We start from the raw sequence: 18,173 nt of genomic DNA on the forward strand, positions 1-18,173 counted from the left end.
CCGGTGAGCCGGTGAGCCCCGGCGGGAACGGTGGAGTGGACCGGGGGCGAACCGGTACCGGACGGGAGGGTGGAGGCGAGTGATGGCCGCAGGGCATGAGGAGGCCCCTCGCGCACGGGGACTCGGGCGCCGGGCACGTCCCGCGCTGGCGGCCGTGGCGGGCGCGGTGCCCGCGTTCGCTTTTCCGGCGCCCTCGCTGTGGTGGCTCGCATGGGTGGCGCTGGTGCCGTGGCTGCTGCTCGTACGCGGCGCCCCCACGGGGCGTCAGGCGGCGGTGGCGGGCTGGCTCGGCGGTACGGGCTTCATACTGGCCGTGCACCACTGGCTGCTGCCGAGCCTGCATGTCTTCCTCTTCGTACTGGCGGCGCTGCTGGGCCTGTTGTGGGCGCCGTGGGCGTGGCTGGTGCGGCGGCTGCTGGGCGGGCGTCCCGGCCCTGGCGGAGTGGCCGCTGCCGTCGTGCTGGTGCCGTCGGGCTGGCTGATGGCCGAACTGGTCCGCTCCTGGGAGTACTTGGGGGGACCGTGGGGGCTGCTCGGCGCGAGCCAGTGGCAGGTCACGCCCGCGCTGCGGCTGGCATCGGTGGGCGGCGTGTGGCTGGTGACCTTCGTGCTGGTGGCGGTCAACACCGCGCTGGCGGCGCTCGCCGCGATGTTGCTCGTACGCAGGGACGGCGGCGCCGCGGACGCGGGCTCGGGCCCGGGAACCGGCATGGGCATGGGCGCGGCCTCCGGCAAGGACACCGGCGCGGGCGCGCACGAGGCGAAGTCCGGGCGCCCGGCCGTGAGTTCGGCTCTGCGTTCCCCGCTGAGTCCGGCCGTCGCCTCGTGCGCCGCGCTCGCCGTGTGCGGTGGTGCGGTGGCCGCCGCGTGGGCATGGGCGCCCGTACCGCGGACGGACCGCGAGCTGCGGGTCGCCGTCGTACAGCCGGGGGTGGTCACCGGGCAGCGTGCGCGACTGGAGCGCAGCGAGAGCCTGACCCGCGAACTGACCGGCCGTTCCATGGATCTCGTGGTGTGGGGCGAGAGCAGCGTCAGCTTCGACCTGAACTCCCATCCCCGGCTGCGCGAACACCTCTCCGCGCTCTCCTCCAAGGTCGGCTCGCCGATCCTGGTCAACGTCGACGCCCGGCGTTCCGACCGCCCCGGCATCTACAAGTCCTCCATACTGCTCGGCCCCGACGGGCAGGTGGGCAGGCGCTACGACAAGAACCGGCTCGTGCCCTTCGGCGAGTACATCCCCGCACGGTCGCTGCTGGGCTGGGCCACGTCGGTGGGCCGCGCGGCGGGAGAGGACCGGCTGCGCGGCGACGGCCCGGTGATGATGCGGGGTTCGGGCGTGAAGTTCGGGCCGCTGGTGTGCTTCGAGAGCGCCTTCCCCGACATGAGCCGCCAACTGGCCCTCGACGGTGCCCGGTTGATCGTCACCCAGTCCTCCACCTCGACGTTCCAGCACAGTTGGGCGCCCGCTCAGCACGCCTCGCTTGCCGCGCTGCGTGCGGCCGAGACCGGGCGGCCGATGGTGCATGCCACCCTCACCGGGGTCAGCGCCGTGTACGGGCCGCACGGCGAACGCATCGGGCCCTGGCTCGGCACCGACCGCCACACCGCCGAGGTCTACAAGGTGCCCCTGGCCACCGGCAGCACGCTCTACCTCCGTACGGGCGACTGGATCGTGCACACGGCGGTGGCCGCACTGGTCGTCTACGGGGCGGCGGAGGGCGCAGGGGCGTTCCGGCGCCGGCGCCGGGGCGGGGGCCGCGGTGGCGGTGGCAGGGGCAGCAGTGGGAGCAGGGACAGTGGCGAAGGGCCGGAGGGGGCTGGCAGCTCCAAGTCCTCGTCGCCCGGAGGCGATTGAGAGCCACGGGCGGCTCTCAGCAGCCGGTGCGCGCCGCGGACATGAGCGCCCCGGGAGGATCGGACGCCGCCCCTCTCACGTTCACTCAACCCCAACGCACCGCACCCGCACCCCACTTCAGCGCTGTCGCTTACCGTCGCCACCGTGTCCGGGCGGGCTCCAGTCGGCGATCCCGTCGAGTGCGCGCAGTGCGAGGTGCGGCGCGAGCCGGCCGACCGTGACCATCGCGGCGTCGCGCAGTGCGCACGCGGTCGCCGAGGTGAGGGTGATGAATCGGCTGACGCGAATCGCCCGGTGTACCACCTCGCTCGTGCGGGGCAGCCGGTCGTGGGTGTAGGCGGCCAGCGCCGACGGGATGTCCGCCCGTGTCGTGGCGTGGTGTGCGAGCACGACGGCGTCCTCCATGGCCTGGTTGCCGCCCTGTCCGAGCGTGGGCGGCATGGCGTGTGCGGCGTCTCCCAGTACGGCCACCCGCCCGCGGTGGTAGGCGGGCAGCGGCTCGGCCGCCTCGTAGACGTCGTTGCGCAGTACGTCGTCGGGGCGGGCGGCGGCGAGAAGTCCGGGCACGGGCTGGTGCCAGGTGCCGAACCGGCGCCGCAGTTCGGCGAGTTCGCCGTCCGGGGACCGCTCGCCCGCCGGGACGGCCGCGGCTGCGTAGGCGTAGATCCGGCCGTCGTGGAGCGGCTGGGTGCCCCATAGGACGCCCCGCCCCCATGTCTCGTGCGGAGGGCAGGCCACGTCAGGGGCGGGGACCACGAAACGCCATGCGGTGAACCCCGCGTTGCGTGGCGCCGGGCAGCCGGGGAAGAGGAGCGAGCGCGCGGCGGAGTGGACTCCGTCGGCGGCGACGGCCAACTCCGCCTCGTGCTGCGGCAGTTCGCGCGCCGACGGCTCGTGTTCCACTCCGCCCTTGCCCGCCGCGAGCCCCGCCGTCCCATGCTTCGCCACCGTGCGGCGTATGCGAGCGGGGCGATCCGCGTCGCCCGGATCGGCGATCTCGGCCTCCGCTCCGGTGACGACCGCGCTCTCCGGCAGCCGTGAGCGCAGCAGCGAGATCAGCGTGGCCCTGTGCAGCGGCACGAGCGGACCCCCGAAGCGCTCGGCCGCGGCCTCCTGACTGGTGCGGGAGAGCCAACGCCCCGAGGGGGTACGCAGTCCGCCCTCGGCGTTCCACGAGCGCATCGATCTGACCGTGTCGCCGAGGCCGATCATGTCCAGTGCGCGCAGGGAGTTGGGGGTCAGGCCGAGACCCGCGCCCACCGCCTCGATCGCGGGAGCCCGTTCGAGAACGGTGACGTGCCACCCCCGCTGATGGAGCGCGACCGCCGCGGTGAGTCCGCCGACTCCCGCACCGATCACGACGGCACGTGGCCCGTCGACGGGCGAGGAGCTGGATACGGGCATGACGCTCTCCTTCTCCACCGGGCGGGCCGCACGACCAGACGGCCGTCGAACCGCCGTCACTACATCTGTAGTCTACTACATCAGTAGTGACCGGCCGCCGACTGCCCTCTCCCGTCGTACATTTGCTGCCATGAACGCCGCCCGCTCCTCCCCGCCGGCCCCCCGTTCCGAGGTCATCGCCGACGCCGCGATCGATCTGCTCGTGCGAGGCGGCCTCCGTGCGCTGACGCACCGGGCCGTGGACGAGGCGGCCGGACTGCCGCAGGGCTCGACGTCGAACCACGCGCGCACCCGGGCGGCCCTCATCGAGGCCGCGGTGCGGCGCCTGGCGGTACGCGAGTCACAGGTGATCTCGATGGAGGAGATGCCGCAGGGCGAGAGCGCCGCGGAACTCGCGGACGGCCTGGCCCTCGCGCTGTACCGCTACCTCACACGCGACCCGTCGCTGCTGATCGCCCGCTACGAGCTGGCACTTGAGATCACGCGCCGCCCGGAGCTGCGGGAGATGTATGTACGCACCGGCACCGCGGCATTCCGGGAGCCGCTGGTGGCGATGCTCAGCCGCGCCGGATCGGCCGAACCGGAGCGGCACACACTGTCGTTGGTGGCCTGGTGTGACGGCATGCTCTTCTCCTGCACGGCGGGCTCGTACGCCGCGGAGGTGCCCACCTACGATCAACTGCGCGCGGGCCTTGAGGAGTTGCTCGACGGCATGCTGGGCGCGTCGTCGGCCCGCAGCGGCTCGTCGACACGTACCGGATCTTCGGCCCGTAACGGCTCTGCGGCACGCGGGAAGAACTGACGTCGTCAGCCGACGAGCGCAACGGCGGCGGCTCAGCACCCCAGGCGGCTCTCCAGCCTGCCCACGGCCGCCTTGATGCCCGCCCCGTACTCGTCGTCGGCCAGCGATCCCAACGCGCCCCGCGCCCGCCGCAGTTCACGGCGCGCGGAGTCGCCGTCCCCCAACTTCGCATGGTCCGCGGCGAGGTTGAGATAGAGCGAGGGGTACAGGGAGCGCACGGCCAGGGAGTGCTCTCCCCATTCCACCTCCTCCTCGGTGAGGGCGTCCGCGGCGGCGAGCGCCCGGCGGTCCCACTCCAGTTCCGCGCACGGGTCGTCCTGGGTGTCCGCCATGTAGTGCGCGATGGTGCAGCGGTGGAAGAGGTCGCCCTCGCCGCTCGTCTCGGACCACAGCAGCGCGAAGCGGTTCCTGGCCTCCTCGCGGTCGCCCGCGCGGTGAAGCATGATCGCCTGGCCGATCCGGACCGTGATGCCGTCGGGGGACGTCTCCTGCTGCCGCTCCGTCACGGGACTCCTCCTCCACCACCGGGCGCACCGACTGCTGCTCTCACCTGCCTCGACGACGCTAGCCGCCGGCACTGACAATCGCGCTCAGGCGCGTGCGCCGGCTGTCGGGGATGCGCCAGTCGACAGGCGAGTGGCCCGCCGCGGCGACCGCTTCGTCGATCCGGCTGAAGGGCCGTGAGCCGAAGAACTTCTTCGCGGACAGCGGCGAGGGGTGTGCGCCCTGCACCACGGTGTGCCGTGCGGTGTCGATCAGCGGCAGCTTCTTCTTGGCGTGATTGCCCCAGAGCACGAAGACCGCGGGCTTCTCCCGCGCCGCCACGGCCCGGATCACCGCGTCGGTGAACGTCTCCCACCCCTTGCCCTTGTGGGAGTTGGCCTCGCCCGCCCGCACCGTCAGCACGGTGTTGAGCAGCAGCACGCCCTGCTCGGCCCACGGCATCAGATATCCCGTGGCGGGCACCGGGTGGCCGAGGTCGTCGCGCATCTCCTTGTAGATGTTGCGCAGCGACGGCGGGGTGCGCACCCCGGGCCGCACGGAGAAGCACAGGCCGTGGCCCTGCCCCTCTCCGTGGTACGGGTCCTGGCCGAGGATGAGGACCTTGACCCGCTCGTACGGGGTGGCGTGCAGCGCTGCGAAGACCTCTTCGCGCGGCGGGTATACGGGACCCCGCTCCCGCTCCTGCTCGACGAACTCGGCCAGCTCCTTGAAGTAGGGCTTGCCGGTCTCATCGCCGAGGGCCTGCTGCCAGGAGTCGGGCAGCGTGCCCAGCATGTCGTTCAACTCTCGTACCTCCGCGGGGGCTTCACTCCGTCATCGAGGTCACGAACGTACCCGCTGCCACTGACATCGGGCGCCGCGCCCGGTATGGGATCGGGCCGCGCGGACCGGCACGGCACCGCACGCCCCGGCAACGCACGCCCCCGGCAACGAGTGAGCCCCGCCGGTGTCCCGGCGGGGCTCCTGCGCTACCGCTGTTCGTGGCCGTGATCCGCCGGTGCCGCCGTGCCTTACCAGCTCGACTTCTTGTGCAGCTCCCACAGGCGCGGAAGCGTCGACGGGTCGAGCACCCACTCGACACCCGCGACGTCCTTCAGCGAGGCCACATAGACCCGGCCCTGCCACAGCGGCAGCAGCCGCGCGTCCTTCGCGATGATCTTCTGGGCGCGGGTGAAGGCGCGGCTGGCGGTCGCGCGGTTGCTCTCCTTGCGCGAGGTGGGCAGCAGGTCGTCGGTGATCTCGGAGTTCTCGTAGGGGGTGCCGAGCGCGTTGTTCTTGCCTACGAAGGGCGCCACGTAGTTGTCGGCGTCGGGGAAGTCGGGGAACCAGCCGCGGCCGAAGACGGGGTACTTGCCCTTGCTGTAGCCCTCGACGAACTCCGACCAGGGGCGCCCCTTGACCGTGACGTCGAACAGCCCCGACTTGTTGAGCTGGCGCTTCAGCTCGGCGAACGTCTCACCCGTCGTGGAGCCGTAGCGGTCGGTGGTGTACCAGAGCTTCAGCGGCACCTTCTTGTCGATGCCCGCGTCGCTGAGCGTCTTGCTCGCCTTGTCGCGGTCCGGCTCGCCGTAGCGGTCGTAGTAGGCGCTGGTGTGTCCCGTGATGCCGCCGGGGACCATGGAGTAGAGCGGATCGGCCGTGCGGTTGTAGACGTTGCGCACGAGCGCCTTGCGGTCGATCAGTTCGGCGACTGCCTTGCGTACGGCGGGATTTCCCGCCATGGGGTCCTTGGGGTTGAAGACGAGATAGCTGATCTCGGAGCCGAGCAGCTCGGTCAGCTCGATCTGCTGGTCGCCGTTCGCCTGCGCCTTCTGGAATCCGCTGACCTGGTCCGGGGTCAGTCCGCGGTATGCGACGTCGATCTTCTTGGCCTTGAGGGCCTTCACCATCTTCCCCGAATCCTGGAAGTACTCGATGGTGACGACGTCGTTCTTGGGCTTCGCGGGACCGCGGTAACCGTTGTACTTCGTGAGTTCGGCCTTCTTGCCCTTGGTGTAGGACTTCAGCGAGTACGGCCCGGAACCCACGAGTTTGCCGCCCTTGCGCAGCTTCTTCGCCGGATACGTCTCCGGGTCGACGATCGCGGTGGCCGGGGTCGCGAGTATGAAGGGGAAGGTGGCGTCGGACTTCTTCAGATGGAAGACGACGGTGCTCTTGTCCGGTGCCTCCACGCGGTCCAGGCTGCCCATCAGCCCGAGCGGACCGGACTTCGACTTGATCGTCATCACGCGGTCCACGGAGTGCTTGACCGCGCGGGCGTCGACCGGGTTCCCGTTGGAGAACTTCAGCCCGTCGCGCAGTGTGCAGCGGTAGACGCGGCTCGCGGAGTCGGTGAAGCCGCAACGTTTGGCCGCGTCGGGCTCGGGCGAGGAGCTGCTGCTGGGAAAGGAGAGCAGCGTCTGGAAGACGTTCTTGTACAGCTCCCACGAACCGTCCCAGGCCGCCGCCGGATCGAGGGTGCTGGGAGCGCTGGTGGTCCCCGTGACGATCTCGCGGCGCTGCTCCTCGGCGTCGTCACCCGACATCGAACTGCACCCGGCGACCAAGGACGTCACCATGGCGACGGTCGCTGCGATCCTCAGAGGTCCGTTCCGGTCGAACACCTGCGCGCTCCTCAGTCGGCGGGGCCACTTCTGCCGATGCGGTTACAAAAGGGAATGCCGTCGGCTTACCAATGCGCTTGCGCTGTCTACACGCCGTCGTACGGAGCACGTCGACGCCGTACGCGGACCCGCTGGCCGAGAGGCGAGAGAGACCCTACCTCAGCACCCGTGCCATCGAACATGCAGAGGTCAACCATTCGTCAATTGCCAACGAGACTCCGTACTTTCCGATGACAGCGGGTGCCGGTCCGACGACGGACCGGCACCCGAATTCGCGAGAAGCGATGCCCTGCGGAGGGCGAAATCCCACTCTTCCTACTCGGCCCCTACTCGACTCCGGCGTTCAGCGCGAGACCGCCGTCGACGACGAGGGTCTGGCCGGTGATCCACGCCGAATCGGGAGAAGTGAGGAAGGCGGCGGCCCCACCGATGTCAGACGGAACCCCGAGCCTCCCCATGGGATAGCGGGCGGCGGCGTCCTGCTCACGGCCCTCGTAGAGCGCGGCGGCGAACTTCGTCTTCACCACGGCCGGTGCGACCGCGTTGACCCGTACACCCGGCGCGAACTCGTGGGCGAGCTGCTGCGTGAGGTTGATCATCGCCGCCTTGCTCATGCCGTAGGCGCCGATGAAGGGAGAGGCGGACATTCCCGCGATGGAGGCGATGTTGACGATCGTGCCGCCGTGGTCGCGCTGCCAGGCCGCCCAGGTGGACTGTGCGAATCCGAGGGCCGAGACCACGTTGGTCTCGAAGACCTTACGGGCGACGCCGAGGTCGAGTTCGGCGATGGGCCCGAAGACCGGATTCGTACCCGCGTTGTTGACGAGGTGGTCGACGCGGCCGTAGGCCTCCATGACCTGCTCGACGGCGGTGCGCCTGTGGTCGTCGTCGTGTGCCTTGCCCGCCACGTACATGGCGCGCTGCGGACCGAGGGCGGCGACGGCCTCCTTCAGGGCGTCCTCATTGCGTCCAGTGATGCACACTCGGTGCCCTCGGGCGATCAGCGCCTCGGCGACGCCGTAGCCGATGCCCCGGCTTCCGCCGGTGACGATCGCGACCTCGCCGCTGTCCTGCTGCTCTGCTGCGTCGTGCTGTGCCATCTTCGGTGACCCTCCGGTCAGTTGAGCGGGCCGCCGGCCACGTACAGGACCTGCCCGGAGACGAAGCCGGCCTGCTCGCCGCTGAAGAAGGCGATGGCGTTGGCGATGTCCTCGGGCCTGCCGACACGCTGCACCGGGATCTGCGAGGCCGCGGCGGCCTGGAAGTCCTCGAAGCCCATGCCCACGCGCTCGGCGGTGGCGGCCGTCATGTCGGTGACGATGAAGCCCGGCGCCACGGCGTTGGCGGTGATGCCGAACTTGCCCAGCTCCTTGGCGAGGGTCTTGGTGAAGCCCTGCATGCCGGCCTTGGCCGCCGCGTAGTTCACCTGGCCGCGGTTGCCGAGCGCGGAGGACGAGGACAGGTTCACGATGCGCCCGAACCCGGCGTCGACCATGTGCTTCTGGCAGGCACGCGACATCAGGAAGGCGCCGCGCAGATGCACGTTCATGACCGTGTCCCAGTCGGCGTCGCTCATCTTGAACAGCAGGTTGTCCCGCAGCACTCCCGCGTTGTTCACGAGCACCGTGGGCGGTCCCAGCTCGTCGACGACGCGCGCCACGGCCGTCTCGACCTGGCCCGAGTCGGAGACGTCGCAGCCCACGGCGACGGCCTTGCCGCCCTCGGCTGTGATCTTCTCCACGGTCTCCTTGCAGGCCGACTCGTCGAGGTCGAGCACGGCTACGGAGCGGCCCTCGGCCGCGAGCCTTACCGCGGTGGCCGCGCCGATGCCCCGCGCCGCACCGGTGACGATCGCGACGCGCTGGTCGGTGGTGGACATGCTGTTTCTCCTCGCCCTGAATTCGTCGTGAGCCGCGTGGACGGCCATGTGGTGAGCAGTGGTTGTGAGCGGTGGTCCTTTGGACCGCCCTAGGGGTGAGCAACCGCTTAGTCTCTCGCGGTAGTCGTGACGCTATGAGCCGCGCCATCCGCTGTCAACAAGTGCTCCGCGACATGAGATTCACCGCACGAGCAGTTCCAGCAGCCGTCCGGCCTCCGCCTCCGGGTCACAGGTCAGGCCCGTATGCACAGGGCCGGCCTGCACCACCGTGCTACGGGGGGCGACGAGCCAGCGGAAGCGGCTGCCCGGTGACTCGGCCGCCGCCTGGCCCGCGGCCTCACCGCCGTGGCAGACGTCCTCGGCCGCGTGCAGCGCCGCGCGTACGCCCGCCAGGTCGGCCCGGGGGTCGAGTGCCCGCAGACGCGTCTCGTCGAGATGCGTACGGGCCACGACGAGGGATCTGGCGCGGCAGTAGACGACCACGCCCGCGTTCATGACCTCGCCGCGTTCGATCCTCGGCACGACGCGCAGCAGCGCGTACTCGAACACCTCGCGCTGGGCGGCCCGTCCACTCGTGCCGCCGCTCACCGCCGGGCCTCCCGGCCGTCGCGCCGGCTGTGCGGCCAGGCGCCGGTGAGCCAGCCGGGCGCACGCGAGGGGCCGTCGGCGGTCGGTTCGCCGAGGACGACGCGCTCGCCGAGGCCCGGGAGGCGCGCGGCGAGCGTGCTCACATATGCGTCGCGCACCTCGTCGGGAGCGGCGAACCCCGGCTCGTCCGCCAGCCACTCGTCGGGGACTTCGGCCGCGCACTCCGCGAGCAGGTCCTCGGTGACCAGTGGCGCCAACTCGGCGGAAGCAGCGGCCAGATCGGGCCGGAACGGCGCCAGTACGTGGTCGGACGCGTCGTAGGGCCTGCCCGGGGAGGCCGCGGCGGAGGGCCAGTCGTGATGCCAGATCATGCTCGCCCCATGGTCGATCAGCCACATCTGTCCGTGCCACACCAGCAGATTGGGGTTGCGCCAGGATCTGTCGACGTTGCCGATGAGCGCGTCGAACCACACCACTCGGCCCGCTTCGGCGGCGCTCACGCCGAAGGCCGGGGGGTCGAGGCCCAGGGAGCCCGGCAGGAAGTCGATACCGAGGTTCAGGCCGCCGCTGCCCTTGAGCAGGGCCTGCACCTCCTCGTCCGGTTCGCCGAGGCCGATGACGGGATCGAGCTGGATGCGCACGAGTTCGGGGACGCGAAGGCCGAGGCGCTGGGCCAGCCGGCCGGCGAGCACCTCCGCCACCAGGGTCTTGCGGCCCTGTCCGGCGCCGGTGAACTTCATGACATACGTGCCCAGATCGTCCGCCTCGACGATTCCCGGCAGCGAACCGCCTTCCCGCAGAGGGGTCACATAGCGGGTGGCGGCGACTTCGCGAAGCATCCGCTCAGGCTAGCCGCCCGTGAGCCGGGACTCTCCGCAATAAATCCGCGGCCGGGCATGCGGGGAACGCGGCAGCGGATCGTCAGCAGAAGCAGCGGATCGTCAGCAGAAGGGGTCATGGAGAAGGGGGCGCGGGGCGCTGCCGGGTGCGGGCCGCGGCCGGGCCGAAACGCCCTTTCGGCGCCGCCGCCAGGGCAGTCATACATCGTATGCGAGCAGGTGACCGCCCGCAGGGGGCTCCATGTTCAATTGGTCTTTCTTGACAAAGCCCTTCGCCGCCGCGGAACGCCTGTGCAGGATGCCCAGGGCAGCGGCATCTACAGCCGAGAGCCGCCCGGGTGCCCGGAAGAGGACCACGAAGGACACGACAGGCTCAGATCACCGCGTGCAGCCCCCGACAGAACAGGATCTTCCCCATGACAGCATCGACCACCCGTAGGTCCGTGCTCGCCGCCGCGGGCGCGGCCTCGGCCGCCGTCACCCTTGCCGCCTGCGGCTCCGGCGAGAGCTCCGGAGGCGACGAGAACGCCGGAGGCGACAGCGGCAGCGAAGGCGGCGGCGCGAAGGGCGAACTCGGCGATGCCGCGGACATCCCCGAGGGCGGCGGCATGATCTTCAAGGAGCAGAAGGTCGTCGTGACGCGGCCCAGCGGCTCCGACTACAAGGCGTTCTCGGCGGTGTGCACGCACAAGGGCTGCTCGGTCTCCGAGGTCAAGGGCGGCACCATCAACTGCCCCTGCCACGACAGCAAGTTCGACATCTCCGACGGCAGCGTCAAGGGCGGCCCGGCGACCAAGCCGCTTCCCCCGGCGAAGGTCTCCGTCAAGGGCGGCAAGATCCACCTCGCCGAGGGCTGAGCCCCGGCTCTCCACAGGCCCCGAACGCGGGGTGCGGTGCACGGAGACGAGCACCGCACCCCGCGGCGTGTACGGGCAGGAATCCGCGGCGGTCCCGCCCCGTGCCATCGCTACCGCGCCGCGCAGCACGGCGCCGCTCCCAGCTCGTGGCCCGGTCCTCAGTCGTTGCGCGCCTCGGGCCAAGCCCCAGCACGTCGGCCATGACGCCGCGCTTCGCGTCGTAGCCGAGCGCCTCAGTCGTAGCGCCGCGCCGCCGACGGTCGCAGGACTCCCGCCACCGCCGCGCCCACTTCCTCCGCGCTCTCCACCGTCAGCGGGGAGACAGTCAGCCGGATTCCGGGCGGCGACGCCAGCCGGAAGCGCGCACCGGGGGCGACCGCCCAGCCTGCCTGTAGCAGACGCGCGACGGTGCCGGTCTCGTCCGGCACCGTCACCCATACGTTCATTCCGCTGCGCCCGTGTGCCTCGACGCCGCGTGCCTTGAGCGCATCGACGAGGGCTTCGCGGCGCTCGGTGTAGGAGCGGGCGACCGCGTCGACGTCCACGGCCCGCGTCTCCCAGAGGTGCAGCACGGCGTCCTGTAGCAGGCGGCTCACCCAGCCGGGCCCCAGAAGCTGCCGTCCGCACAGCCGGTCCAGCGTGACCTCGTCCCCGGTGACGACCGCCAGCCGCAGGTCCGGGCCGTACGCCTTGGCCGTGGATCGCACCAGGGCCCAGCGATCCGTATGGCCCGCAAGGGAGTTGAGCGGTTCGCCGACGATGCCGTGCCCGTGGTCGTCCTCGATGAGAAGGGTGCCCGGGTGTCCGGCGAGGACTTCACGCAGCCCTGCGGCGCGTGCGGCGCTCACCGCGGCTCCGGTCGGGTTCTGCGCCCGTGCGGTGACGATCAGCGCGCGGGCGCCCTCGCGCAGCGCACGTGCCGTCTCCCCCGGCAGCGGCCCCTCGTCGTCGACGGCGACGGGCAACGTACGCAGCCCGAGCGCGGGGATCAGATCGAGCAGGCTGCCCCAGCCCGGGTCCTCCACGGCTACGGCGTCGCCCGCGCGCAGATGTGCCACGAGTACGCGCTCGATGGCGTCGAGGGCGCCGGAGGTCACGGCGACGGGCCCGCCCGGCACGCCGTCCTCGTCCAGCCTGCGGCGCGCGGCGCGGGCGAACCGCTCGCTCACTGCCGGGTCTCCGTAGAGCACGCTGCGCCGGGCGGCGTTCGCCGCGGCCGTCGCCAGCGCGTCGTGCAGCGGCGGCAGCAGTGCGGTGTCGGGATTGCCGGTGGAGATGTCCACGCAGCCTTCGGGCACCTCGGGCCGGATGGCCTCGCGTGGGGTCCCGGCCGGGCTCTGCCGTACGCGGCTGCCGCGGCGGCCCGCGGTCTCGATGACTCCGCGCTCGCGCAGTGTGCGGTAGGCGGCGGCGACCGTGTTGGCGTTCACCCCGAGTTCGAGCGCCAACTCCCGTAGTGGCGGCAGCAGTTGACCGGGGCTGAGGCCGCCTTCGCGTACGCCGCTCTCCACGCTCGCTGCGATCTCGGCTGCGCGGCGGCCCTCGATCCGATATTCTCCTAGCACAAAGATGATTATGCACTAGTTCAAAATGCGGCGCAATGAGCGCACCGAACGCAAGGGAGAGTTCCTTGGCGTACACCGTTCCCTCCCCCGGGCCCTCCCCCGAGTCATCTGATTCCTCGGAGTCCCCCGGCACCCCGGACTCGTCCGGCACATACGGGTCCACCGCCCGCACCGTCCCGTCCCGGCACCGTGAACGGGCCTCGTACGACCGCGAATTGGTGCACTCGATCCTCGACGAGGACTACGTCTGCCATCTGGGATTCGTGCGCGACGGCGCTCCGGTGGTGCTGCCGACCCTCTACGCCCGCTCGGGCGAGCGCCTGTATCTGCACGGGTCCACGGGCTCGCGCCCGCTGCTCGCCGCCGACCGCGAGGACGGGCTGCCGGTCTGCGTCACCGTGACGCTGCTCGACGGGCTCGTACTGGCACGTGCCGCCTTCCACCACTCGCTGAACTACCGCTCGGTGGTGGTGCACGGGACCGCGCACCGCGTGCCCGAGGGTCCCGAACTGACCGCCGCGCTCGATGCGTTGGTCGACGGCGTGGTGCCCGGCCGGGCGGCGGACTCCCGCCGGGCCGACGCAAGGGAACTCGCGGCGACGGCCGTGCTCCGCCTCGATCTGGAAGAGGTCTCCGCGAAGGTGCGCCAGGGCGGCCCCAACGACGACCCGGAGGACATGGCGCTTCCGCACTGGAGCGGCGTGGTGCCCGTCGCCCGCAGCTACGGCACGCCCGTACCGGCCGGGGACCTGGCGCCGGGCACGCCGCTCCCGGCGTATCTCGACGGCCGCTGATCCAGGGGCGGTTCACGGCCGTCACGGCGGGCCCGTCCCGGGGTCAGGACGGAGCAGGTCCCGGGATCAGGGGGGACCAGGTCCCGGGCGGCGGACGGCGCACGGGTGTCAGGTGCGCCCCTCGGTGGTGTCCCTGGGAAACCCGCCGACGACGGCGCCCTCCTTGCCGCCCGCCGCGACGGGCTCCTCCTGCCGCTGCTTCGGTGCGGAGCGCTGTGCGATGAAGGCCCCGAGGAGTACGACCGCGCCGCCGAAGAGCTGTACGGGCGCGAGGTGTTCACCGAGCAGCACCCAGGCGAGCACCGTTGCGATGACCGCTTCGAGGCATGCGACGACTCCGGCGACCTGCGGGGAGAGCCTGCGCACCGAGAGCACCCCGGTGAGATACGCGGCGACCGTGGCGACGAGCACGATCCACCCCAGCAGGACGGCCGCGGGTACGGCCGTGCCGTCCATGGACGCCTCCCGCCCCAGCACGGACCACTCCATCTCCCACGGCCTCGCCGGCACGGTCAGTACGGCCGCTCCCGTCAGCAGCCCGTAGGCGATGACGCCCAGCGGATCGGGGGCACGGCGGCCGTCCGATCCGTCGCTGCCGTGGTCGGAGAGCACGAAGTACCCCACCTGGCAGCAGGCCGCCCCGAGGGCGAGCAGCAGACCCAGGAGGTCGAGCGTCAGCCCGGACCACACACGCACCACACAGGCCAGGCCGCCCACCGCGAGTACGACGCCCACGCCCGCGGACCGGCTCACCGGACGCCGCTGTACGAACCGCACCCAGCCCAGCACCAGCGCGGGCGCCAGATACTCGATGAGCAGTGCGACGCCGACGGGGATGCGGGAGAGCGCGGCGAAGTAGCACGCCTGCACGCCGGCGACGGCAAGCAGCCCGAACCCCACGAGCAGACCCGGCCGTTCACGCACCAGCGCCCGGTGGCGCCAGGCGAGCGGCAGCATCACGAAGGCCGCGCCCGCCACCCGAAGCCACGTCACATGCAGCGGTTCGAGCCCGGCCTCGATCAGCGGTTTGGCGGCCGGTCCCGAACCGCCGAACGCGAAGGCGGAGACGAGCGCGAGGGCGAGGCCGAAACCGCGGGACGAGCCGGGAGCGCGGGAGATGCCGGAGCGACCGGACGAGCCTGACCGGCCGGACTGCGTGGTGTCGTGCATGACTTCATGATGTCAACGCCCGACAGTAGTGTCACCCCTAATACACCTGACAGTGGGGTGTGACCGCGAGCCCGGCGGCGACGCCCCGTACATCGACCCCGGCCGTACGGAGCACGTCCGCCGCCCGGCACTCCGGGTCGGACGCGAGCCCGGCGAACAGGTCGACGCCCTCGGCACGTTCGGCGCCCCGAGCCTCGGCCCGTGCCAGGGCGAAGGCCAGCGAAGCGGCGGCGGCAGGCGACCATCCGGCTGGGAGCCGCACCGTCGCCGGTCCCGCCGCGGGCGGCCGGCCGGAGGTCTCCACGGTGTCCTGCCAGCGCAGCCCGTACCCGATCGAGCGCTGCGCGAGATAGCCCAGCAGCTTCGCGGTCTGCGGACCTCCACCGCCGAGGAACGCCCGTACGACGGCGTCGGATTCGAGGAGACCGTGCAGCAGATGCGCGGTGTCCACCTCGCGGTCGCCGCCCAGCGAGGCCCGTCGGCGCGCGGTCGCGACGACGGCGGCCAGCGGCGCGCTGAGCCGGTCCTCGATCACCGCACCGGCGGCGCCGGCGGCAGGTGCAGGGGGCGTACGGATGTCCACGTCACCACCGCATCACGAGCGCACAGGGGCGCACATCCTCGCCACGGGGCATATGCGCGTACCCCGGTGGTCGGTGTGCGCCCCGTCCGCCTCCTACTGGAGGAGGAGCACCGACTCAGGGACCCTCGGGATGGGCATACAGGAACCGAATGCCCGGAAGGTCGCGTCTTGTTCACCAACAGCCCCCCATACGGCAGCACTTGGAGATTCCCATGGGCGCACGCCATGCACGCTCCGTTCTCGCCGCTCTCGCCCTCGGCGCCGCTGTGACCGTCAGCGGGTGCACCGCGGGCTCCGACTCCTCGACCGACTCCCCGGCGTCCGTGGACGGCGCGGATTCCGGCTCCGCCTCGTCGCCGGGCTCCGAGCAGGATGCGGACTCCGGTCAACCGCCGCGCGCCCAGGGCGCCGAGGGAGACGACGGCGGGCGTCCTTCCGGAGCGGGCAGCGAGGAGAGCCGCCCACGCTGGTGCACGACGGACGCGCTGTCGGTCTCGCTGCGTCCGGGCCGGCCCGCCGCGGGGAACCGCTACGCCGCCCTCGTGCTCACCAACTCCTCGTCGCACACCTGCCGTACGCAGGGGTGGCCGGGTCTCCAGCTCACCGGCGACGACGGAGGGAAGATCCCGACCCGGGTCGTACGGGACCACTCGACGCCGTCGCCCCAGTTGACCCTCTCCCCCGGCGGGACCGCGTCGGCCCGCATGCACTGGACCGTGGTGCCGAGCGAGGGCGACCCGGCGGACGGCAAGTGCCCCGGGCCCGCCGCGGTGCGTGTGATCCCGCCGGACCAGCGCGCCTCCAAGTCGGCGTCCTGGAAGATGGGCGAGGTCTGCGGCGCCGGAAAGCTGGACGTACGGCCGCTGCTGCCGGGATCGGGCCCCTCGGAGTGACTTCAGCGCTGGTCACGACCGGGCACCCTCAGGCGTCCGGCCGTGATCGGCTGCCGGGGCCCGGCGGGGCGGTCGGCGCACGCCGCCTTCCGCCGCACCGCTCCCGTGCCGTGGTCACTCCTCCTCGGCGAGGATCAGATAGAGCTTCTTACGGGCGTCGTTGACGACGCCGAGCGCCTTGTCGCGCTGCTCCTGCGTGCCGTTCGCCCACACCTGCTGGAAGGCGCTGACCAGTCCGCCGCCTGCCTTGCGGACCTCGTTCATGGCCTCCCAGTCGATGCCGCGGCCGGCCTCCTCCCAGGGGGCGTCCGGCCCGGCCTCGGCCTCCTCGCGGCCCGCGTCGGTGAGCGAGAAGAGGTTCTTGCCGCCCTCGCTGGCACTGCTGATCAGGCCCTCGTCCTCCAGGAGCTGGAGCGTCGGGTAGACCGAGCCGGGGCTCGGCTTCCAGGCGCCGCCACTGCGTTCGGCGATCTCCTGGATCATCTCGTAACCGTGCATCGGCCGGTCCTTCAGCAGCGCCAGGATCGAGGCACGCACATCGCCGCGCCGCGCACGGCCGCGCGGCCCTCCACGGCCCCTGCCACGGGGACCGAAGGGCGGGCCGTCCCCGAAGGGCGGACCGAAGGCACCGAAGGCCCTCCGCTCCGACGGACCGAAACCGGCAGGGCCGCACTGGCCGGGCCCATGGCCGTGACCGCGCCCGCGGCCACCGAATCGCTGTTCTTCCTTACGCATGTACGACATCCCTTCAATGATCTGTCTTCGACAAGCTTTGACTTGTCGTGATGGCTCAACGATATATCGGCGATGCTCTTATGGCAACGCCCGTCTTTGAGGCCCTCTTACGTACCGGTCCGAGCCCCGGCCCCGCACCGGCCCAGGGACCGGTCCACCCGCGCCGCATTGGCCGTCGCCGGGGCGGCCGCGGTCCTCTACCGTCCCGGTCCATGAGGATTCGTACCGTCGACGCCTTCACCGACCGGCCCTACTGCGGCAACCCGGCGGCCGTCGTGCTGCTGACCGGGGACGACTCCGGCGGATTCCCCGCCGACGAGCGCCTTCAGAGGGTCGCCAACGAGATGAACCTCTCCGAGACCGCCTTCGCACACCCGCTGACCGGGGACGCGGAGGCCGACTGGGCGCTGCGCTGGTTCACGCCCGCCGCCGAGGTGGATCTGTGCGGCCACGCGACGCTGGCCACCGCCCACATCCTCCGCGCGGACGGCCTTGTCGACGGAACCGTGCGCTTCCGTACCCGCAGCGGCGTGCTCAGTGCCGACACCGCTCACGACGGTGCGATCACCCTGGACTTCCCCACGGCTCCGCTGGCGCCGGTCGCGGCACCGCCGGGACTGGCTGCGGCTCTCGGCGCCGAACCGGTCTCCGTGCACGACACCGGACCGCTCGGCGATCTCCTCGTCGAGGTCGCCGACGAGGAGACCCTGCGCGCACTGACGCCGGACAGCGGCGCCGTCGGCCGTCTGCCGCACCGGGGCGTCATCGTCACCGCGCTCGCCGACGATGCGTCCGGGGACGCCGACCGCGATGCCCGCGACCGCGAATACGACTACGTCTCCCGGATGTTCGCGCCCTCCGTCGGCATCCCCGAGGACCCGGTCACCGGCAGCGCACACACGGCGCTCGCACCGTTGTGGTCGGGGCGCCTCGGCCGTGACTCGCTGACGGGAATGCAGTGCTCCGCGCGTACGGGCCTGGTACGTACGACCCTTCGCGGCGAACGCACCGAACTGACCGGCGGCGCGGTCACGGTCCTCGACGCGCGGCTTCGTGCCGGATGGTGACCCGCCGCGCCTCCGGCGAAAGCCGGGGCCGGGGC

Annotated in this window: 18 protein-coding genes; 6 read left to right on the forward strand and 12 right to left on the reverse strand. The window is 71.7% G+C overall.

The genetic code is table 11. The features are described from left to right. The first annotated feature begins 82 nt into the window (after positions 1-82). Positions 83-1,855, forward strand: coding sequence for an apolipoprotein N-acyltransferase (gene lnt, locus MMA15_RS00655; RefSeq protein ID WP_241056985.1), 1,773 nt, complete (start codon positions 83-85; stop codon positions 1,853-1,855). 117 nt (positions 1,856-1,972) lie between these two features. Here lnt and MMA15_RS00660 read toward each other — a convergent pair whose 3' ends face one another. Continuing rightward, the gene (locus MMA15_RS00660; protein ID WP_241056986.1) at positions 1,973-3,259 is read right to left on the reverse strand and encodes an FAD-dependent monooxygenase; all 1,287 of its coding nucleotides are present in this window, start codon (positions 3,257-3,259) and stop codon (positions 1,973-1,975) included. Positions 3,260-3,389: 130 nt separating this feature from the next. Between MMA15_RS00660 and MMA15_RS00665 the strand changes: the two genes are divergently transcribed. Then, positions 3,390-4,061, forward strand: coding sequence for a TetR/AcrR family transcriptional regulator (locus MMA15_RS00665; protein WP_241056987.1), 672 nt, complete (start codon positions 3,390-3,392; stop codon positions 4,059-4,061). Between the two features lie 32 nt (positions 4,062-4,093). Here the strand turns inward: MMA15_RS00665 and MMA15_RS00670 are convergent, their stop codons facing one another. The 7 genes from MMA15_RS00670 to MMA15_RS00700 form a co-directional block, all read right to left on the reverse strand. Continuing rightward, the gene (locus tag MMA15_RS00670; protein ID WP_241056988.1) at positions 4,094-4,567 is read right to left on the reverse strand and encodes a hypothetical protein; all 474 of its coding nucleotides are present in this window, start codon (positions 4,565-4,567) and stop codon (positions 4,094-4,096) included. 58 nt (positions 4,568-4,625) lie between these two features. Continuing rightward, positions 4,626-5,339, reverse strand: coding sequence for a uracil-DNA glycosylase (locus tag MMA15_RS00675; protein WP_241062897.1), 714 nt, complete (start codon positions 5,337-5,339; stop codon positions 4,626-4,628). Positions 5,340-5,575: 236 nt separating this feature from the next. After that, on the reverse strand, positions 5,576-7,168 hold the full coding sequence (locus tag MMA15_RS00680) for an ABC transporter substrate-binding protein (RefSeq protein ID WP_241056989.1): 1,593 nt from the start codon (positions 7,166-7,168) through the stop codon (positions 5,576-5,578). A gap of 326 nt (positions 7,169-7,494) precedes the next feature. Next, positions 7,495-8,268 (reverse strand): SDR family oxidoreductase, encoded by a 774-nt coding sequence (locus MMA15_RS00685; protein ID WP_241056990.1) that lies wholly within the window; start codon positions 8,266-8,268, stop codon positions 7,495-7,497. 17 nt (positions 8,269-8,285) lie between these two features. Then, entirely contained in the window at positions 8,286-9,047 is a 762-nt protein-coding gene (gene fabG, locus MMA15_RS00690) for a 3-oxoacyl-ACP reductase FabG (protein ID WP_241056991.1), read from the reverse strand. Positions 9,048-9,227: 180 nt separating this feature from the next. Beyond that, positions 9,228-9,635, reverse strand: coding sequence for a DUF3037 domain-containing protein (locus MMA15_RS00695; RefSeq protein ID WP_241056992.1), 408 nt, complete (start codon positions 9,633-9,635; stop codon positions 9,228-9,230). After that, positions 9,632-10,474 (reverse strand): HipA family kinase, encoded by an 843-nt coding sequence (locus tag MMA15_RS00700; protein WP_241056993.1) that lies wholly within the window; start codon positions 10,472-10,474, stop codon positions 9,632-9,634. The genes MMA15_RS00695 and MMA15_RS00700 overlap by 4 nt, the downstream gene beginning before the upstream one ends. A gap of 416 nt (positions 10,475-10,890) precedes the next feature. Here MMA15_RS00700 and MMA15_RS00705 point away from each other — a divergent pair, with 416 nt between their 5' ends. Then, complete coding sequence (locus MMA15_RS00705; RefSeq protein ID WP_241056994.1) at positions 10,891-11,331, forward strand: Rieske (2Fe-2S) protein; 441 nt, start codon at positions 10,891-10,893, stop codon at positions 11,329-11,331. 233 nt (positions 11,332-11,564) lie between these two features. Here MMA15_RS00705 and MMA15_RS00710 read toward each other — a convergent pair whose 3' ends face one another. Further along, positions 11,565-12,896 carry an aminotransferase class I/II-fold pyridoxal phosphate-dependent enzyme gene (locus tag MMA15_RS00710; RefSeq protein ID WP_241056995.1) on the reverse strand — a complete coding sequence of 444 codons (1,332 nt, stop codon included), beginning with the start codon at positions 12,894-12,896 and terminating at the stop codon, positions 11,565-11,567. A gap of 65 nt (positions 12,897-12,961) precedes the next feature. On the opposite strand from MMA15_RS00710, the gene MMA15_RS00715 reads away from it, so the two are divergent. Further along, positions 12,962-13,690, forward strand: a complete 729-nt coding sequence (locus MMA15_RS00715; protein WP_241056996.1) for a pyridoxamine 5'-phosphate oxidase family protein — start codon at positions 12,962-12,964, stop codon at positions 13,688-13,690. 108 nt (positions 13,691-13,798) lie between these two features. Here the strand turns inward: MMA15_RS00715 and MMA15_RS00720 are convergent, their stop codons facing one another. Further along, positions 13,799-14,860 carry an EamA family transporter gene (locus MMA15_RS00720; protein ID WP_241056997.1) on the reverse strand — a complete coding sequence of 354 codons (1,062 nt, stop codon included), beginning with the start codon at positions 14,858-14,860 and terminating at the stop codon, positions 13,799-13,801. A 37-nt stretch (positions 14,861-14,897) separates the two neighbouring features. After that, entirely contained in the window at positions 14,898-15,443 is a 546-nt protein-coding gene (locus MMA15_RS00725; protein ID WP_308290484.1) for a Clp protease N-terminal domain-containing protein, read from the reverse strand. A gap of 212 nt (positions 15,444-15,655) precedes the next feature. Here MMA15_RS00725 and MMA15_RS00730 point away from each other — a divergent pair, with 212 nt between their 5' ends. Continuing rightward, positions 15,656-16,336, forward strand: coding sequence for a DUF4232 domain-containing protein (locus MMA15_RS00730; RefSeq protein WP_241056998.1), 681 nt, complete (start codon positions 15,656-15,658; stop codon positions 16,334-16,336). A 114-nt stretch (positions 16,337-16,450) separates the two neighbouring features. Here MMA15_RS00730 and MMA15_RS00735 read toward each other — a convergent pair whose 3' ends face one another. After that, positions 16,451-17,080 carry a PadR family transcriptional regulator gene (locus tag MMA15_RS00735; protein WP_372498155.1) on the reverse strand — a complete coding sequence of 210 codons (630 nt, stop codon included), beginning with the start codon at positions 17,078-17,080 and terminating at the stop codon, positions 16,451-16,453. Positions 17,081-17,283: 203 nt separating this feature from the next. Here MMA15_RS00735 and MMA15_RS00740 point away from each other — a divergent pair, with 203 nt between their 5' ends. After that, positions 17,284-18,138 carry a PhzF family phenazine biosynthesis protein gene (locus tag MMA15_RS00740; protein WP_241057000.1) on the forward strand — a complete coding sequence of 285 codons (855 nt, stop codon included), beginning with the start codon at positions 17,284-17,286 and terminating at the stop codon, positions 18,136-18,138. The last annotated feature ends 35 nt before the right edge of the window (positions 18,139-18,173 follow it).

This window comes from Streptomyces marispadix (assembly GCF_022524345.1).
GTDB lineage: Bacteria > Actinomycetota > Actinomycetes > Streptomycetales > Streptomycetaceae > Streptomyces > Streptomyces marispadix.